General features: G+C 33.6%; 13 protein-coding genes. 2 read left to right on the top strand and 11 right to left on the bottom strand.

The window, feature by feature from the left end:
• Window positions 1–40: 40 nt before the first annotated feature.
• The 4 genes from cdaA to asnA form a co-directional block, all read right to left on the bottom strand.
• Window positions 41–1,567: a diadenylate cyclase CdaA gene (cdaA, locus tag C5Q98_RS00650; protein WP_106011816.1), complete on the bottom strand. Its 1,527-nt coding sequence runs from the start codon at window positions 1,565–1,567 to the stop codon at window positions 41–43.
• Window positions 1,568–1,681: 114 nt separating this feature from the next.
• Window positions 1,682–2,422 carry a Crp/Fnr family transcriptional regulator gene (locus C5Q98_RS00645; protein ID WP_106011815.1) on the bottom strand — a complete coding sequence of 247 codons (741 nt, stop codon included), beginning with the start codon at window positions 2,420–2,422 and terminating at the stop codon, window positions 1,682–1,684.
• Between the two features lie 105 nt (window positions 2,423–2,527).
• Window positions 2,528–3,877, bottom strand: coding sequence for a condensation domain-containing protein (locus C5Q98_RS00640; RefSeq protein WP_106011814.1), 1,350 nt, complete (start codon window positions 3,875–3,877; stop codon window positions 2,528–2,530).
• A gap of 93 nt (window positions 3,878–3,970) precedes the next feature.
• A complete protein-coding gene (gene asnA / locus C5Q98_RS00635; protein ID WP_106011813.1) occupies window positions 3,971–4,981 on the bottom strand; it encodes an aspartate--ammonia ligase in 1,011 nt (336 codons plus the stop codon).
• A 308-nt stretch (window positions 4,982–5,289) separates the two neighbouring features.
• Here asnA and C5Q98_RS00630 point away from each other — a divergent pair, with 308 nt between their 5' ends.
• Entirely contained in the window at window positions 5,290–6,924 is a 1,635-nt protein-coding gene (locus tag C5Q98_RS00630; protein WP_106011812.1) for an ABC-F family ATP-binding cassette domain-containing protein, read from the top strand.
• Window positions 6,925–7,080: 156 nt separating this feature from the next.
• Here the strand turns inward: C5Q98_RS00630 and C5Q98_RS00625 are convergent, their stop codons facing one another.
• The gene (locus C5Q98_RS00625; RefSeq protein ID WP_106011811.1) at window positions 7,081–10,740 is read right to left on the bottom strand and encodes an FtsX-like permease family protein; all 3,660 of its coding nucleotides are present in this window, start codon (window positions 10,738–10,740) and stop codon (window positions 7,081–7,083) included.
• A gap of 7 nt (window positions 10,741–10,747) precedes the next feature.
• Complete coding sequence (locus tag C5Q98_RS00620; RefSeq protein ID WP_106011810.1) at window positions 10,748–11,452, bottom strand: ABC transporter ATP-binding protein; 705 nt, start codon at window positions 11,450–11,452, stop codon at window positions 10,748–10,750.
• 250 nt (window positions 11,453–11,702) lie between these two features.
• Here C5Q98_RS00620 and C5Q98_RS00615 point away from each other — a divergent pair, with 250 nt between their 5' ends.
• Complete coding sequence (locus C5Q98_RS00615; protein ID WP_106011809.1) at window positions 11,703–12,278, top strand: TetR/AcrR family transcriptional regulator C-terminal domain-containing protein; 576 nt, start codon at window positions 11,703–11,705, stop codon at window positions 12,276–12,278.
• Window positions 12,279–12,395: 117 nt separating this feature from the next.
• Here C5Q98_RS00615 and C5Q98_RS00610 read toward each other — a convergent pair whose 3' ends face one another.
• The 5 genes from C5Q98_RS00610 to C5Q98_RS00590 all read right to left on the bottom strand — a co-directional run bounded on the left by C5Q98_RS00610 (window position 12,396) and on the right by C5Q98_RS00590 (window position 17,488).
• Window positions 12,396–12,677, bottom strand: coding sequence for a hypothetical protein (locus C5Q98_RS00610; protein WP_106011808.1), 282 nt, complete (start codon window positions 12,675–12,677; stop codon window positions 12,396–12,398).
• A gap of 19 nt (window positions 12,678–12,696) precedes the next feature.
• Window positions 12,697–13,806, bottom strand: a complete 1,110-nt coding sequence (locus tag C5Q98_RS00605; protein ID WP_106011807.1) for a hypothetical protein — start codon at window positions 13,804–13,806, stop codon at window positions 12,697–12,699.
• Window positions 13,807–13,870: 64 nt separating this feature from the next.
• Window positions 13,871–14,533, bottom strand: coding sequence for a YiiX/YebB-like N1pC/P60 family cysteine hydrolase (locus C5Q98_RS00600; protein WP_106011806.1), 663 nt, complete (start codon window positions 14,531–14,533; stop codon window positions 13,871–13,873).
• 449 nt (window positions 14,534–14,982) lie between these two features.
• Window positions 14,983–16,527: an ATP-binding cassette domain-containing protein gene (locus C5Q98_RS00595; protein ID WP_106011805.1), complete on the bottom strand. Its 1,545-nt coding sequence runs from the start codon at window positions 16,525–16,527 to the stop codon at window positions 14,983–14,985.
• 31 nt (window positions 16,528–16,558) lie between these two features.
• On the bottom strand, window positions 16,559–17,488 hold the full coding sequence (locus C5Q98_RS00590; protein WP_106011804.1) for a DDE-type integrase/transposase/recombinase: 930 nt from the start codon (window positions 17,486–17,488) through the stop codon (window positions 16,559–16,561).
• Between the last annotated feature and the right edge of the window lie 317 nt (window positions 17,489–17,805).

Genomic DNA, 17,805 nt, shown 5'->3' with positions numbered 1-17,805 from the left:
AATATATCCCCTATTTTCGGGGATACTTAATTATAATTTTCTACTTATTGTTATCCTCGTTTTGATTATTTTGTGCTTGTTCTGAATTACCCTCATTACTACCTGTAGCTGTGGTGCTAAAGGTTGTACCTCCGGTTTTATCATCTTCAGTTGTCTCAGTTTTACCAACTTGATTAATAATTACTGAAACATGTGTAGGTTCTCTGAAAGCTGTATACGCATAACTGCTGATACCTTCAATTTCAACTTTTGTTTCCAAGTTATATGTACCTGCTTGGTTAATGCTATTGAAATTAACGCTCGCATCTATCTGTTTTGGTTGCAGTGAATTTAACATCTCTTGTCTACCCTTGATCGAAACACGCACGCTATTTTCACCCATGTAGAAATCTAGTTGTCTTTCATATAAATTCTCTATTCCTACTGTTTGTATAGGAACCGTAAATGTTTTTTGGACAACAGGGTTTGTCGTAATTCTGACGAATAACCATAAGGCTAAAGCTGTTGCTAAAGAAATAGAGAAAATACCTAACTTACGTCTATGAGGTTTATCAGTAACTTCTAGTCCACTTATGTGCTTAGATCCGTGCTCTTCAATCATCTTGAGCTCTTCAATATCATCAAAGGTGTCGTCACCTTTTTCGGTATCTAATTGAGCTTTTGCAGATTTTTCTGTCTTATCAATTCTAAGAATTTTACGTAATTGATTTGGCAAGTTACTTGAATCTTGATTATTAGTACTTAGTAATCTAATTAAAATCGCACGTAAGGAATCAGCATCATCTAATGTATATAAACGTCCATGAATACTAATTGAGATAGTTCCTCTCTCCTCTGAAACTACGACTGAAATTGCATCACCAATTTCACTAGCTCCAATAGCTGCTCTATGACGTGTACCTAATTCTCTCTTAAGGTGGTAACTTTCACTTAGCGGAACGTGTACTCTAGTAGCATAGATCCTGCCTCCTCGAATAATTACGGCACCATCATGCATTGGAGAATTGACATAGAAAATTTGTCTCAGCATTGTACTAGTTAGATCAGCATCAATAACTACTGCACCGGACTCTATTAAGTCACCTAGTTTAGTCTCACGTTCAATTATTATCAGGGCACCTGTCTTGGTTTTGGCCATCTCTGCACACGCTACAACGATGGATTCAACTACTTGACGCACGTCACTCTCTGAACTGACCCTATCTCCACTTGCTGAGAAAATATTACTGGACTTACGTCCAACCGTTTCGAGGGCTCGCCTCATCTCTGGTTGGAAAATAATAATCAAAGCTATTGCGAAAACCGAGGCAAAATTAATCAAAACATAATTAATTGTCTTAAGCCCTAAAAAACCACCAATAATAACAAAAATAACTACAGCAACTATACCTTTTAAAAGCTGCCAGGCCTGAGTTTCACTGATCAATTTCAAAACAAAATATATTAGAAAAGTTGTTACGGCAATATCAAAAATAGCGACAATGAGATCCAAAGGTCCATTAAAGTAAAACAAACCATTTTGTAGTTCATTTAATAATGCATTCCAAAAATTATTTAATGTACTCATTGCTCTCCATTTTTAAGTTATTTTTATCTTTTGTTTTCTGATTCTAGTTTTTACTATTTTTTAACTTATATTTTTTACTTAAAGGCTTAATGACTGATTAGTTAAAACACATAATCAATCCTCTTCATATTCATCTTCACCCATCATTACAAGAGCTTGTAAGTCTAACAACCAAACAATTTTGCCATTAACACGAATTAATCCTTCTTTTTCCATTCTTACTAATTCACGAGAGAATGAAGGTCTTGGCATAGCTAACAACTTGGCTGTAACTTCTTTAGAAACAGGTAATTCAACATAAGGTGTAGCCTCTGTTGACCTATGTTGGATATCTCCATACAAATAGTCTGTTGACTCTTCTGATTTCACATGCAGATGTAATAGATAGTTTGTAATTTTTAAGCGTAAATTTCTTTGTGAAAGTATATCAATCCTTGTGTATTGTTCGTTTAGGCTATCTGATATTGATTTTACAAAATTCTTTTTGATCTGATCATCAGCCTCTACAAATCTAATTACGACATCCTTTGGAAGATAAATAACCTCAACATTTGTAACAGCTTCTACAGAATACGTGTAGCGATTCCTACTTCCATAAAAAAACTCATGTCCTAATACATCGCCAGGTTCTAGTAGATTTAGGGTAACATATTCACCATCTATTGAATACTTTTGAATAGCTAGTGTTCCATCAGAGACAACATAAAGACCATCTACACGATCTCCTTCATTGACGAGGATTTCGCCTTTCCACAAAGTTCTCTTGTTCATGCGTGAACTATAATCGACTAGCTGATCTTTGTTCAGGTCCGAAAAAAGAACTGTCTTTGAAAGCGCTCGACTAATCTTATCCACAAAAATCCCTCCTAGAACTTTTTAACTAACCAAATACTCGTTTATTCTATCATAGAAAGTGTCATTTTTTTTACTTTTCTTGCCTGCTTTAGTTAGCAAAAATAGTTAAGAATTGGCAAATTCTTCCAGGGCTTCTACTGCTCTATTGAATATTAAAAGCTCAACTTTTTCGTCTTGGTAAAAGGTGTTTGTTATAAACATTTCACCATCGACAAAGTTAAAAGCTAGTGCTCGCCTAAAGTTAGGTAAAATGCTTGGAATATAATATGCCTCTTTCAGTTCTCCAAAGGAGTTGTTCTTGACTTGAGGTAATTCTCCAATGTTATTAATTTGCATACCTTCTCCTGAACTCTTAAGGCTAAAAGTTTTTTGCATTAGATCTGAGGCCACATTCTTCCAATCGGCAAAAGCAGAGTAGTAAGCTGAATCTAGTAAATTACCATCTAGATTTGCGACTATAATGTTTGAACGTTGAATACGTTGTTCATCTTTTAATGCTGGCTCTAATTCTTTGTTAATTGACTTAGCTGTTTCCAATAAATCGGTCGCTGAACTTAAGATAGAAATCTGTGGCAAAGTGACGCTTCCTCCATAAACTCCTACACCCTCATAATCTCCCTCTCTTGTAGATAAAGTGTGTGCCATGGTTTCTCTCTCTTGACTAGAAACCACGAAACTAGCAGGGATAATTGTACTAAGACTAAGGTCATTTTCTTTAACCTTTGCCAAAAGTTTACTAGTAGTTTCTCTATCTAATCTTTTTGCTAAGCTCTTTAGTTTATATACATTATGGAAATTACTATTCATATCTTCGAAGTCAACTTTGTCGAAAATCTTAGTAGATTTTTTCCATTTACTATTCAAGGAATTGACATGTCTTTTCTGGAAGAAGCTCATTTTCTTGAAGCCTGCAGCAAAATCAAAACTCTCTGGACGATAAGGTGTTATTTTTTCAACTTGTATTGCTTCATCCTTAGGAGCTGCAATTAAATCTTCATAAATCTCTATGCAGTCTCTTACTAAGAATTGGATCGACTGTGCATCTCCTGCTAGATAATGAGAAGAAATCGCCCAGACAGTCTCATTGCCATCACTGAAAATTCCATGGTGCATCCATTCGCCTTCATCTATATTGTAGACTTTTGGATTCTCTTCAAGAGCCCAATCTATGGCTATGTCTAACATTGTTTCGACATCATCTTCCTCAGGATCAACACTCTCATATGTTTCTATGTTAATTTTTACCACAGGCTGACTATCTTCACGTTTCTTGTAATACGCTGCCTCGTTACCTTCTCTGTACAATTCGGTACATAGTAATTCATGTTTAGACATTCCCAGTCCAATTGCCTCTTCAAAACGTGCTAGGTCAGGTGCTCCTGAATATCTGAAGATACTCACCATTTTATTTGCTGGTCTATGTACGTAATGTCTGTTTGAATCAATTTTAATCATTTTTAATACCTCTTTTTTCAAGCAAATGCTTGTTTTAAGTTTTTCTATTTAGTTCTATATATATTTTGCAATATATTTTGCAAGTTTTTTACCTTAGAGCAATTCTACACCTCTAGCTTTACAGTAATCCAAAGTCTCCTGATCCCAAATCGAACTCTGAACTTCACCGATGTGTGCTTTTCCCAGCAAAAGCATAGATAACCTAGATTGTCCTATACCTCCGCCAATAGTCAATGGTAGTTCACCTTCTAAAATCGCCTTATGATATGGCCTATCTACTTTATCTAACTCATCACGCAAAGTTAGCTGTTTCAATAAACTATCACTATCTACACGAATGCCCATAGATGAAATCTCTATTACTCTATCAAATTTCTCATCATAGAAAAGCAGGTCTCCATTAAGGTCCCAGTCATCATAGTCGCTAGCTCTTGAGTCGTGAGGCTTGCCTGATCTTAACTCCTTGCCTATACCAATCAAGAAAACCACTCCATGCTCTTTGCTAATTAAATATTCTCTTGTCTTCGCATCTTCTTCTGGGTAAAGGTCTTCTAGATCTTGCGCATCAATGAAATAAACGGTCTGACCTTTATAATCAGGGAGATCTGGGAATTTGGCGCGCAAAATTTCTGAGGTTGCAACGATAGCAAGATGGATTTTTTCAACAATTTCTTTGAGAAATTCAAGGTTTCTTTCATCAGCTGATATTACTCTTTCCCAGTCCCACTGGTCGACATAAACAGAATGCAAATTATCTAACTCCTCGTCTTTACGAATAGCATTCATATCAGTAACTAAACCTTCTCCAGGTTCTGATCCATATTGGTGCAGGGCGAAACGTTTCCACTTAGCCAATGATTGCACAATTTCTGCAGTTGTATCAGGAATTGCCGGAATTTTGAACTCTACAGCCTTACTTGATCCACCAAGATCATCATTGAGAGCAATTTCACTACGCAAAAACAACGGCGCTGAAACTCTCTTTAGGTTCAACATTTGACGTAAATTCCTCGAAAAAATGTCCTTCAACATTTCTATACATGCTTGGGTTTCTGGAATTGTCAATATTGGTTGGTAGCCTTCTGGTATGAATATCTTTGTCATCTGTTTTTGTTCTTTCTACTTTATTTTTTAAATGCTCTATGTATTATAATGGATTTTCCTCAGCCTTTGTTCCAGAATTAGCTTTGGATCATCTAATTTTTCTTATTATCTAGATATATTTTTCTTTGTTGATGATAAAAGCTTCTAAAACCTGCTCTATAAATCAGATTTTTTCGATATTTTCCCAAATGACAAAGCTGAGCTTCGTCTATATAATTAAGCTAATCTTTTTAATAAACTAAATATATTGAACGTATTATTTTTAAAATACTCAAATTTAAATAACGCATAAATTATTAGGAGAAAATATGATAGAAGTTATCGATTTAAGTTTAATTTTGCCGAGCAAAACTTTGTTCAAAGATGTAAATCTTAAATTTACCGACCAAAATTGCTACGGTTTAATCGGAGCTAATGGTGCTGGTAAATCAACATTTCTAAAAATCTTATCAGGTGAAACTGAATCCACTTCAGGTGTGGTTAAAATGAACCCTGGAGAAAGGTTGTCTTTCTTGAAACAAGACCACTTTGCTTATGATGATGAATTGGTGCAAGATGTTGTCTTGATGGGTAACCAAGAGCTTTATGAAGTTTTTGACGAGAAAAATAAACTCTACATGAAGACTGACTTCTCCGAAGAAGACGGTCTCAGAGCGGCAGAGCTAGAAAATCGCTACGCAGAATTAGGTGGTTGGGAAAGTGAATCTCAAATCTCCATACTGCTAGATGGTTTAGGTTTAGATCCAAGTATTGCCTACAAACGCATGAATGAACTAGAGAATGCTGAACGTGTTAAAGTCTTGCTAGCTCAAGCTATTTTTGATAATCCTGACGTCCTGCTTCTTGACGAGCCTACAAACCACTTGGACGTTGAGGCAATTAATTGGCTAGTAGAATTTTTAATAGAATTTGAAAACACAGTTATAGTCGTTTCACATGATAGGCACTTCCTCAACCAAGTTTGTACTCATATTGCCGATATAGACTTTGGTGAAATTAATCTTTTCGCTGGTAACTATGATTTCTGGTACGAATCCTCTCAACTTATACAAAAACAAATGAAAGATTCTAACCGCAAGAAAGAAGAGAAAATCAAAGAACTGGAAGAATTTATCGCTCGCTTCTCTGCTAACGCTTCCAAATCTAAGCAAGCAACCAGTAGAAAGAAGTCTCTAGAGAAGATTGAACTTGAGGATATTAAACCTTCTTCAAGACGTTACCCATATATTGCATTCAAACCAGAACGAGAAATTGGTAACGACTGCTTCGTAGCGGATGCTTTAACCGTTAGTGACGAAAATACTGGCGATATCCTCATCGATAAACAATACTTCAGAGTAGAGAGAGAAGACAAAGTCTTCCTATTAAGCGATAACAAGAAAGCTAGTTCCAAACTCTTGGAAGTCATGGCAGGCCAAGCTGCTCCTGACTCCGGTGAACTTAATTGGGGACTAACTACAAAAGTTGCGTACTTCCCAACCGACTATAACCATCTTTTCGATACCGATGACACAATCTTAAGCTGGTTATGGGACTACACAGATTCTAGAGATGAAGCTTTCGTCCGTGGTTTCTTGGGCAGAATGCTCTTCGCAGCTGATGAATTACAAAAACCTGTAAAAGTTCTCTCTGGTGGCGAGAAAGTTAGACTGGTACTATCTAGCTTGATGATACAAGATCCTAACGTACTGCTACTTGATGATCCAGTCAACCACTTGGATATGGAGAGCGTCCAGGCGCTTAACGATGGCTTGATTAATTTCAAAGGTGTTGTCGTCTTCACTTCAAATGACCACCAATTCATTGAGACAATTTCTAACAAAATTTGCCACATTGATAAATCTGGTCAAGTTAAGATGCACCTCATGGGTTATGAGGAATTCTTGGAGAAACACAAGGATATCATGAAAAATCAAGTTTACGTTAAGGATCAGGATGAATAGGTTGTAGGTAGATTCCAACCTGTATTTAAAGCAAAAGCAAACCCCAAGTCTTTTCACTTTTGTGTCCAGATTTGGGGTTAATTTTTTGGCTAGACTGATCTAAGATATGTTTTTTGTTAAACCCTATTTATACCTTTCTCATCTTACTTTCTCTTTCTAGTCCACTGACTTTAGAGCTTCTAGCATATCAACATGTTTTAGTTTACGGAAAACATATCTTCCTAGGAAGATAGTAACTATCCCTATTATGCCTAATGGAATTGCGAAAGAGATCCATGTTAATGTTGGGTTAAACATAATTTCTGCTGGCGGCACTACTCTTAATATATATCTGAACAAAATATCTCCCAAAACATAACCGCTTAAAATTCCTATAAGTGTCAAGAAAATTGTTTCTCTGTATATATACATGGTTACTTCCTTATCGTGGAAACCTAAAACCTTAATTGTTGAAAGCTCTCTAATTCTTTCTTGTACATTAATATTTGTTAAGTTGTAAAGAATTACTATGGCAAGTAAGCTCGCTACAACAATAATTAGTAACATTATTTTATTTAACGCTGTAACCACTATATTCGTTTGATTTTCAATCAAAGTATTTGAAACCACACCCTCTACTCCATCAATCTCCATTAATAAAGCAGATACATTATTTACATTATCAAGGCTATCATCAGTTAACGAAACTATCTCAGCATTTTCTTCATATTTTTCGCCAAATGCTTTTTCGTAATATTCATCCGACATAAACATGAAATGCCCTGCATACATTTCTGCAATTTCTGTAATTCTTACTTTTATATCATTTTTATGTTCATCTTGGACAGTAAGCTCGTCTCCAATTTTTATTCCAGTGATATCTGCAAGCCTCTCACTAATTATAGCTCCGTCATTAGAAAGATTTATTTGTTTCCCAGACTTTCTCTCTCTAAGGTCTATAAACTCATTTACTCTATCTGAATCGTCGCTTACAAGTAGTTTGATTTCTTGCTTGTCATTGAAATCCCCTGCAATCTTTGTGACCTTTTCGTATTGTATACCTGTGTACTTATTTACCTGTTCGCTTTCTAGTAAATCTTTAATTTTTTCTTTATCATTATCGCTTTGTATATTGTTGTAAGCTACGATTAAATCATAATTAATAATTTCTCCAAACTGGGTTGTTTCAATTCTAGCAATAGATCTTTGAACACTGAATCCTGCAAATAACAAAGTCGCTGCACCTGCTACCCCAAAAATGGTCATAAACATTCTTTTCTTATATCTAAATATATTTCTTGCAGTTACTTTTTGGATGAAACCCATTCTATTCCAGATGGGAGTGATTCTTTCCAAGAGTATATTTGATCCCTTTGCTGGTGGCTTTGGCAAAAGCAGATCATTTGGCTTATCATCTAGCTGTTTCTTTGCAACTATGTAGGCTGGCAGCACTGAACTTATTAATGAAAGTATTAGTGAAATCACTGTAAGGTTCAGATAGAAATCTAGATTTATCTTAGGAATACTAAAGTATTTTCCGTAGGCGTTATACACTATTAATGGGAAAAGCGTGTGTCCAAGGGTAACTCCGAAAATAGTTCCTAGAATTCCAGCTATGAAACCATATATAGTAAATTTCTTAATTACGTCTTTGTCTTGATAACCAAGAGCTTTTAAAGTACCAGAATTTATTCTCTCTTCGTCTACAAATCTTGTCATTGTAGTAAGTGTTACTAAGGCTGCTACAAAATATAAAAAGACTGGGAAGATCTTAGATAACTTATCAACTATACCTGCAATCGTTGTGTAGATGCTATAACCTGAGGAACCCAGTGCTTCACGTCTGGTATAAACATTGTAAACTGGTTTTTCCAGTGAAACTATTAACTCCTTAGCATCTTTTATTTTTGCTTCACCATCTTTGATTTTCTCATCTGCTTCTTTTGATTTCTTATCAAATTCTTTTAAACCATCTTTGTATTCTTGCTCTTTTACTTCGAGCTTTATTACATTTTCATTGTATTTATCAAGATTTCTTTGATATTCTGTTTCTTTTTCTATTAGTTCTTCAGAACCACTATTCCAATCGCTAATACCTTGATTGTAGATATTTAATTTTTGATTATAAAGATTCAGATTTGATTCATAGCTAGCTTTTCCCTCTTGATAGTCAGTTTGCGCTTGTTTTAGTTCAGCTTCTTTTTGACTTATAGTAGCTCTACCTGCATCAAGTTTTTCCTCAGCTGTTACAATATCTGCTTGTTTTTCCTCAAGTTCTGTTTTTGCTGCAGCTAATTTTTCATAAGCTGTATTAAGCTCAGCACGTTTGTTTTCTAGTTCTTTCTTGCTAGCTTTTAATTTTGCTTCTGTTTCTGGTGGTAATACTAATGCTTTTATTAAATTTAATTCACTTAGTTTTTGCTTTAAAGCTTCTAAGTTTTCTTGCTTTGCCAATAATTCTTTTGTAAGGTTTTCTTTATCGGTCTCGCCAATTTCCGGATTCGAAAGCGCAGCATTAATCTGTTCAATCTCAGTTTGCAAGATCTCTATATTACTTTCTACCTCTGAAATTCCATTTAATAATTCATTTACTTTAGCAGTTTTTTGCTTGAATTCAGTTTCAGCTGCCTTTAGCTTTTCATTATTAGCATCAGCCTCCGCTTTTTTCTGCTCATATTGAGCTTTTGCAGCAGCAAATTGTTGTTTACCATTAGTTAGTTCATTTTCTTTATTAGTTAAAGTTTGCTTTGCACTGGCTAAGTCATTTTCACCCTGCTCAATTTGTGCATAAGCATTATTTAACTGATCTTTCGCATCTACTAAAGCAGATTTTCCATCATCTAATTTTGTTTCTGCTGCTTGAAGCTCATTCCATTTCTGGTCTAAAGTACTTTTACCTGAATCTAGAGATACCCTAGCATTTTTTAGTTTGTTGTCAGCATCTCCGAGCTGCTCTTTACCGTCTACTATTTTTATTTTTGCATCATCGAGCTTCTTTTTATTTTCTGTAATTTGATTTTTGGCATCATCTATTTTTGCTTGACCTTCATCAATTTCAGCTTGAATATTGGATTTTATACTTGCGAGTCTATTATCCCCTTGGCCATTTAATAGCCTATTAAGTTCATCTATATGGCTCTCAATTTTTTCCCTATATTCATCAGAGTATGGATCAAGATTAGCTGTATCATCATAACGCAGTCTTGCTATCATGAAATAATCCGAGTCAAAATTTTCATCCATTACATAAGCGAAACCTCTGAGATTACCATCTCCAGCCTGGGAAGGTCCCATGTTCACGTAGGAAATATATTCTGCCGAATCAACAAAGCCTGCTACTCTATAAGTGTGATTTTTTAACACATAATTATCATCTATACCAGGTTTTTCAATAAATGTAATGTGCTCGCCAAGCTTGTATTTATCTTTGAGATTTACTGAAAGGAGAATGTCTGTTTCATTTTTCAAGTCACTCCCTTCTTTAATATTATATTTGGAAATTTCTTTAGGTTGAGATAGTACCCTTATTGCCGTGTCAGTTTCATTAATAGATACGTCTTTTAAATAGCCATATTCTTTCTGCCTTATCCCACTTGCTTTATCCATTTGTAGCTTGTCATTACTATCAATTCCCATGGAGGCAATGACAGTCACATCTGTAAGGTTTGCTTGGTCAAAATATTTCTCCCCAGTTTTTCTCATATTAGGTCCAGTGACTTTTAATCCAAGCAAGGCAAAAGAACCTATCATCATTAGCAAGAAAATTGATAAAAACCTAGCAGTAGATGACTTAAAACTTCTTTTTATACTTTTTTTAAGCGAATTCTTATTTTTCATACTAGGCTTACCATTCTATATCCATGACATTTGCTGGCTTGGGATTTATTTCAATACTTTCAACTGATGCATTACGGACTCTAATTACCCTATCAGCAATCGGTGCAATAGCTGAGTTATGGGTAACAATAACTACAGTTGCATTATTTTCACGACTCATGTTTTGTAAAATCTTGAGGACTTGCTTGCCCGTTTCATAGTCAAGAGCACCAGTTGGTTCATCGCACAATAAAATTTTGGGATTCTTAGCAATGGCACGAGCAATAGCTACCCTCTGTTGCTCTCCACCTGAGAGTTCTGCTGGGAAGTTATTTATTCTTTTTTCAAGACCAACACTTTTCAGAACTTCTTCCGGGTCCAAGGAATCATTTACAATATCTGATGCAAGCTCAACATTTTCCTTACTAGTAAGGTTTTGCACTAGGTTATAAAATTGGAATACGAATCCCACATCACTTCTTCTGTAATCTGTTAGTTCCTTCTTGCTATAATTAGAAATTTCTTTACCGTCGATTATTATACTACCCTTAGTATTAGCATCCATACCACCGAGGAGATTTAAAATTGTTGATTTACCGGCTCCTGAGTTTCCAAGAATTATAGCTAGTTCACCTTTTTCGATTTCAAAACTTACATCACGATTAGCAACAATTTCATTATGTTTGCCTTCGTTATATATTTTGTAAGAATTTTTCATTTCTATATAACTCATTTTAAAGTCTAGTCTCCTTTTGTTTTTATTGTTTTATATTTTGTTTGTTTTTTTATTATTTTATTACCTGTTAGTTCTATTACCTGTTAATTTTTAGCAATTACTATATTTTACTAGCATAGGCATCAGATTATAAGCAACAAATTATTATCTACTGTCTATTTATTAGGCAATTGTCTAATTTTGTTGTAAAATATTATAATCTTTAAACCAATAATCTAAGCAGACACATCAGAACTAAGGAGAAATTATGAGAAACGAAATAAATTCCTACAACACTAAGCTTTTACTTGCTAATACACTGAAAGAACTTCTAAAACGTAAACCCTTTGCAAAAGTTACAGTCACAGAAATTATAAAGTTAAGCGAGGTAAACAGAAATACTTTTTACTACCACTTCGAGGATATCTACGATCTATTGCTCTGGTTTTTAAATCAAGAAGCTATAAACAAGGTCCGTAATTATGATTCAATAGACGATATCAATGATGCCATTAATTTCACCTTGGATTACATTGATGAAAACCGTAAGTTTTTGAAAAATATTATTAATTCCGTGGGTGAGCATGATCTAAAAAGATTTTTATCTAAAGATTTTTTGGAAATAATTGGAAACTATATTCGCCTTGCCGAAAAGGAGATGAAAATTGATATTGATGAAGATTACAGAAATTTTCTTACAACTTACATAACCGAAGCTATTGCAGGAATTCTCATCGAACTAATCTATAAAAAAGGCCCTGCACCACACGATAAAATTAACTACTTTATCCAAGTCACGTCAAAGAATGCTATTATTGCGTCTTTAAAGGCATATGAAAAGTAGAGCTTCCTGGTGCAATCTATAGGATGACTTACTAATAAGAATTATTCAAATATCTTTTTAATATAGGTTTATTTCTCTCTATTTTTATCTCTTTGTATTAAGTTAAAATATTTTAGTTCAACCCTTGCCAATATTTTTCTCTCTTCTTTTACAATTAAAGAAAATGATCAATATAATAAATAAAACTAAAGGCAAGGTATCTTTCCATGAAAATCCATTAGCTTCTACTTTCCAATAAATGGCAAGTGGCCACAAAACCGTAATAAGTAAAAATATTAATATATTACCCCCAAATCCCACACCAAGATCAAGTTTAGTTCCACCAGTGAGCATAAATATGCTAGCGCAAATAATTCCTGTCAATAAATATGAGCCAATTATCTTTAAAAATCTCTTCATAATATTATCTCCAGAAACCTTATTCTTTCGCCAGAAGTCCCGTTGGGTTATTCATTCCAAACTCTTTCAAAGAGTATTCTTTTTTTTGATTCGTGTCAGGAGAATATTCTACTAATTTGTCTTCAAACATAAAGTAGTAATTATCTTTAAACAATACAAACGGTGGTTGCATTGGATTAGCTCTACGGAACTCCTCATACTCAGGAAAGTTTATAATCTTAGAACTACCATCATTCAAAGAATATACTGTATAGGTAAAAGTAGGAAGATAAAGTTCATAATGCCATATTATTAAGTTATTTCGTTTTGAATCAAAATATATGTGCAAAGGATAAGGAGTTTCTAATTCAATGGTCTTTTGCTCGCCTGTACTTAAGTTATAGCTAACTAGTTTATTTGCGGGACCTGGCTCTCTTTCTGCTGTGAGTCCTTCGTTAGTATTAGTTATATAAAATGTATCTCCTGCAAGCACCATGCGAAGGAGTCCTCCTTCGTTACAATTAAGGTCAATTACTTCTTCCAAATCAAATTCCTTATTCATTACCCAAATCTGATTTTTTAATTCTCCATTAGCTAAACCTACTCCAATTAAAATATAAACCTTATCACCTTTTACTATCATTTGATTAGGGTAGGTTGAATGTTCGACCGGAATAACTTTAGTCTTAATTTTGTTAAAATTTAAGTCATAAGTTTCAAACTCTAATCTATCAACAAAACTATGGGAAATATGGAGATATTTACCATCTGGAACCAAACTAAAAGCTCCATCTATTCCCTTTGTTTGGTAATAATTTATGTCTAGATTATTTTTATTAATTTTAGCTAACAGTTGAAAGTTTTTATCATTAGCAGTAGTTTTAGTAAAATAAAAGTTCTCATGTTCTACAAAAAGCTCTTTCCAAAATCCAAGTTTTTTCTCATTCTTACGCGGTATCCGTTCTAATAGTTTTAGTTCATTGTCTTCGCGTTTAAATGTCAACACTTCATCATCAGCATATATTGCAAAATCGTAGTCGTAATTTTTGGAATTTCCAAGAGACAAAATTCCTAGGTTACAAGAAGTCAAAAAAACGACTGATAGCAAGATAGCGAACGTTCTGCTAAATTTCATTTTTCTTTTATTCATCTGATTATCCCTCATAGTATCCCAAATAGGGGAGTTTTGGGATAAAATAAAATATTAATTAATATTACTTATTTCTATAAATAAGCGTTGTTTTATCACTCAAGTACAATTCAAACGGATGCACAGCTGAAGCATACCTCCAGGTGTCCAAGTCAACTCCTGCAGTATACTTATACGCAGCCCAGACTAGTTGAGAACAGTAGAAAGAATCTGTTTTAGTCTTATTTAAGAATGATCCATTATAAGGTTTTCCTACTTGCTTTGTTGCCCATTCAGCTGCTGCTTGATCTTGCTCGACTGTAGTACTGGTTACACCAACTTGCCATACAGTCTTATCTTTGTACTTATAACTCCAATTTCCCCAAACATTTTTCACACCTGAACCTGGGTTAGCCTCAACTACGCAGTAGTAATTTGGTGCCACTCCCACTATACCAGCATGTCCATTATTAAATAAAGGGCTAGAAGCGTACGAATCGGTTATACAAATTACTCCATCTCTCCATGTCCAAGAGCCGTATGATGAATATGTCATTACTGAGTTATTTTTAAAGTCTCCAATAGGTTCTTCGGAATATGCTGATTCATTAAATTCAGTTTCCCAAGAGTCTATCTGTTCGGCTGTAAAAATCTCATCTTCCTGAGCTGCCGATACCACGTTTTCAAAAGAGAATAACCCTAACAATAAAGCAACGAATAAAGCCATAGCCTTTTTTATCTTTTTCATAAAGTCCCCCGTAAAATTAGAAAATTTTTGCAAAACAATTTTGAAATTCTTTAACATTTGCAAAAATCAGATTATAAAAGCCTTTGTTTCCTCAATTTAAAGTACCTTATAATCTCCCCTATTTATAACAAGGTCATTATCGAGAAAACTGTTATAGTTATACTATACCAATTTATACACTTTTAATCAACTGTCTTGTGCAATCTGACAATTAATTGTGTTTATTTTAAATTTTAAGCTGAATTTTTAATATATCTCTTTGTTACAAAAGCAATATTGTGAATATCATTTATTATCTCTTGTTGTAAAAAAATCAATAGATTTAGATCAATCAGAATATGATAAAAAGTTATACTTAAAAAATATTTGTCATTATCACAATAAATCTTTAATTATCATTAAAGAAAATTTCCTGACTAAATTTACTCTCTTCAAAACAGCTATTACCATTATGATTTTTCTGGAATCTCATAAATTTCATCATATAAATTAATGGTTTCTTTGTGAGGTGTGTGGCTAATTGCAATAACAGTTAAATTCTCATTTGATAAAATGTTGTTTTCAACTGTAAGTGCTGTTTCTTTGTCCAAAGCTGATGTAACTTCATCCATTAGGACAATTCTTTTGCCCCTAATAATTCCTCTCGCAAGAGCTAATCTCTGTCTCTGTCCTCCTGATAATTTATTTCCTAATTTACCTACAGCAAAATCCAAAAATTCTTCTGTGCAAATTAAGCCTGATTCATTTAACGCAGATATAATCTCATGATCTGAAAAGTGTTCCCCTAAGCAGATGTTCTCTCTAACTGTATCATTGAATAAGTATGGCTGTTGTTCTAAGTAAAGCACATGAGAACGTATAACCTCTTTAGGAATTGTATTTATTTCTTGTCCATAAAACTTAATACTGCCATGATAGTCATCATAATACGAAATTAATAATTTAAGTAAGGTACTCTTGCCACTACCACTTTTGCCTAATATTAAATACTTTTTATCTTTCTCGAATGTAAATTGCATATTTTCGAAAACTAATTTTTCACCGTAGTTATATGCTAAATTTTCTACTTGATAAACTACATCAGCAGAACTACTTTGAGAGTCTATTTCTCTTAAATAATTCTCTAAGTTATCATGATTTGCATCTACAGTAGAAATATTACTTATATGCTTAAATTTCTCTAGAATAGGTTTCACACTATCTATAGATGAAATTCGATTAGACAAATCTCCCAGTGAAGTGAATATAACTCCAGTTAAAGCACCCGTTGCCTCTATTGTTCCAAAAGTTACAATTCCCTTGAATGCTAGAGCTCCTGTGAATGCAGTAATTAGAATTTGAAAAAAGATATTTCCTGTAAATCCTGCTGCAAAAACTTTTGCCTCAATTTTAGCCTGATTGAATAAAACATTCATCAAAGCAATAGAATAGCTTTTGATCTTTTCTGTTAACTTTTGTTGCTGATTGTAATTCAATAATACATTATATCCAGAAAGAACATCTTCTGATCTAGCTACAAATTCCTCATTGGCAGCTGACGACTTTTTACTAGCTGTTTCAACTTTTCTTCTAAAAATTTTAGGTATGGCTAACATTACTAACAAGGATATAAACGTAACTAAGACTAGTGACCAATGATAAGCAAATAGGGCTATTACAGAAAATATTGTTCCTGTAACACCTTTGACTATATCAAAAAACTTTAGTGTCCCTTTCTCATTAATTATATTTATGTCATTCGTTAACCATGAAATGTATGTTCCTACACTATTTTGATTATACTCTCTATATTCTAATTCCTCTAAGCTACTAGTAATTTTAGATCGTATACCGACAGCTATTTCTTGACAAAATTTCATCTTATAAATATTAACTGAACTGTCCAGAGCTATTATAACTAACCAAACACCTAATAAATAAACCTCATATAAAATGAATTGTCTGAAATCCAGTGCAATTAAACTTATTAAAGCAAATGCGTCTAGTGTTGTCAAACATATGTGACAAAGCCATCTGATTTTAAATCTATGCTACTCTTGCCATATAGTCCTCTACCATTTCATTTGGTGTCTTAAATCCCAGTACTCTTCTTGCTATATTATTTGTCCTTACACTATATCGTTGAAATGATTTATACATTTCCTTTTCACTTTTAAATCTTCTTCTACTGTAAAAGAGTTCATTGTCTATTTTATGGCTTCTTTCAACTACTCCATTTTGCCAAGGTGAATATGGTCTTGTCCTTATGTACTTTATTCCTAATTGTCTTAGACTCTTTTCAAATAAAGATTCTTTCCTTCCTCTATCATTGCAAAATTCACGACCGTTATCTGTTTGCACTGTTTTTATCTTAAATCCAAATTCTTCTTCTAGGGTTTTTAACATATTTGATGTTTCATACGTGCTATTTTCGTTTACTATCTTTAATACTCTTTTCCTGCTATATAGGTCTATGGCTGTTATCTGATAGTATCTCTGATAATTACTCTTAAATCCTATACATTCAAGCGGCACGTATTTTACATCTATCTCTACAAACTCTCCTGGATATCTTCCTTCTAACGGTTTATATTTACTTTTAGGATAACTGACATTTCTTGGTTTTTCGTATTCTTTTAGTTTCTTTATCTGTTTGCACATTGACTCATAACTACGCTTATATCCAGCATCTCTGCATTTTCTATAGACTTGTCCTAATCCCTCATGTTTATGATAACGATATTTTTCTCTGATAATTTCTATCTCATCTTCGGTATGTTGATTCGGATGACTATGGGGACGTCTTGATTTATTTGCTAATGATAGTATTGTACCATCATATTTCTTTCGCCACCTTTGTACTTGTTGCCTACTTGTATCATATCTTCGTGCTGCATCTGCATTGTTATTATGCTTTATGGCATATTCAACTACCCTCTGGCGATATTTAATTTCCTCTGTTATACTTATTTTCATAGAAAGCCTTTCTCTGATTACTATGGTTTGTAGTGAAATTCATTGTACCAGATGGCTTTCTATTTTTTGTTTTTATGTCACATATGTATTATTACCTTACAAATTAAACTTATTAAAGCAAATGCGTTTAAAGCTGCTCCTACTGTTCTTAATAATTGTGATATAGATATCAGAACACAAATAAATATACTTTCTTTTTTCTTATTTTTTAATATTTCTATCATATTCGTTTTACCTAAATTCTGTTCATTAATTTGTTAGAGCAGGAACTTTGACCACACTTTTTGTAATTTATTTTAGCTTACATTCAAATATAT

Source organism: Fastidiosipila sanguinis (genome assembly GCF_002998295.1).
Lineage (GTDB): Bacteria > Bacillota > Clostridia > Saccharofermentanales > Fastidiosipilaceae > Fastidiosipila > Fastidiosipila sanguinis.
Note: the sequence above shows the minus strand (reverse complement) of the source record. Positions and strands in the feature narration are given on the sequence as shown.

What these genes read in the sequence shown, in the direction of transcription:
- cdaA (WP_106011816.1), bottom strand. Translation starts at nt 1,567, where the DNA reads ATGAGTACATTAAATAATTTTTGGAATGCATTATTAAATGAACTACAA.
- C5Q98_RS00640 (WP_106011814.1), bottom strand. Translation starts at nt 3,877, where the DNA reads ATGATTAAAATTGATTCAAACAGACATTACGTACATAGACCAGCAAAT.
- asnA (WP_106011813.1), bottom strand. Translation starts at nt 4,981, where the DNA reads ATGACAAAGATATTCATACCAGAAGGCTACCAACCAATATTGACAATT.
- C5Q98_RS00630 (WP_106011812.1), top strand. Translation starts at nt 5,290, where the DNA reads ATGATAGAAGTTATCGATTTAAGTTTAATTTTGCCGAGCAAAACTTTG.
- C5Q98_RS00625 (WP_106011811.1), bottom strand. Translation starts at nt 10,740, where the DNA reads ATGAAAAATAAGAATTCGCTTAAAAAAAGTATAAAAAGAAGTTTTAAG.
- C5Q98_RS00620 (WP_106011810.1), bottom strand. Translation starts at nt 11,452, where the DNA reads ATGAGTTATATAGAAATGAAAAATTCTTACAAAATATATAACGAAGGC.
- C5Q98_RS00615 (WP_106011809.1), top strand. Translation starts at nt 11,703, where the DNA reads ATGAGAAACGAAATAAATTCCTACAACACTAAGCTTTTACTTGCTAAT.
- C5Q98_RS00610 (WP_106011808.1), bottom strand. Translation starts at nt 12,677, where the DNA reads ATGAAGAGATTTTTAAAGATAATTGGCTCATATTTATTGACAGGAATT.
- C5Q98_RS00605 (WP_106011807.1), bottom strand. Translation starts at nt 13,806, where the DNA reads ATGAATAAAAGAAAAATGAAATTTAGCAGAACGTTCGCTATCTTGCTA.
- C5Q98_RS00600 (WP_106011806.1), bottom strand. Translation starts at nt 14,533, where the DNA reads ATGAAAAAGATAAAAAAGGCTATGGCTTTATTCGTTGCTTTATTGTTA.
- C5Q98_RS00590 (WP_106011804.1), bottom strand. Translation starts at nt 17,488, where the DNA reads ATGAAAATAAGTATAACAGAGGAAATTAAATATCGCCAGAGGGTAGTT.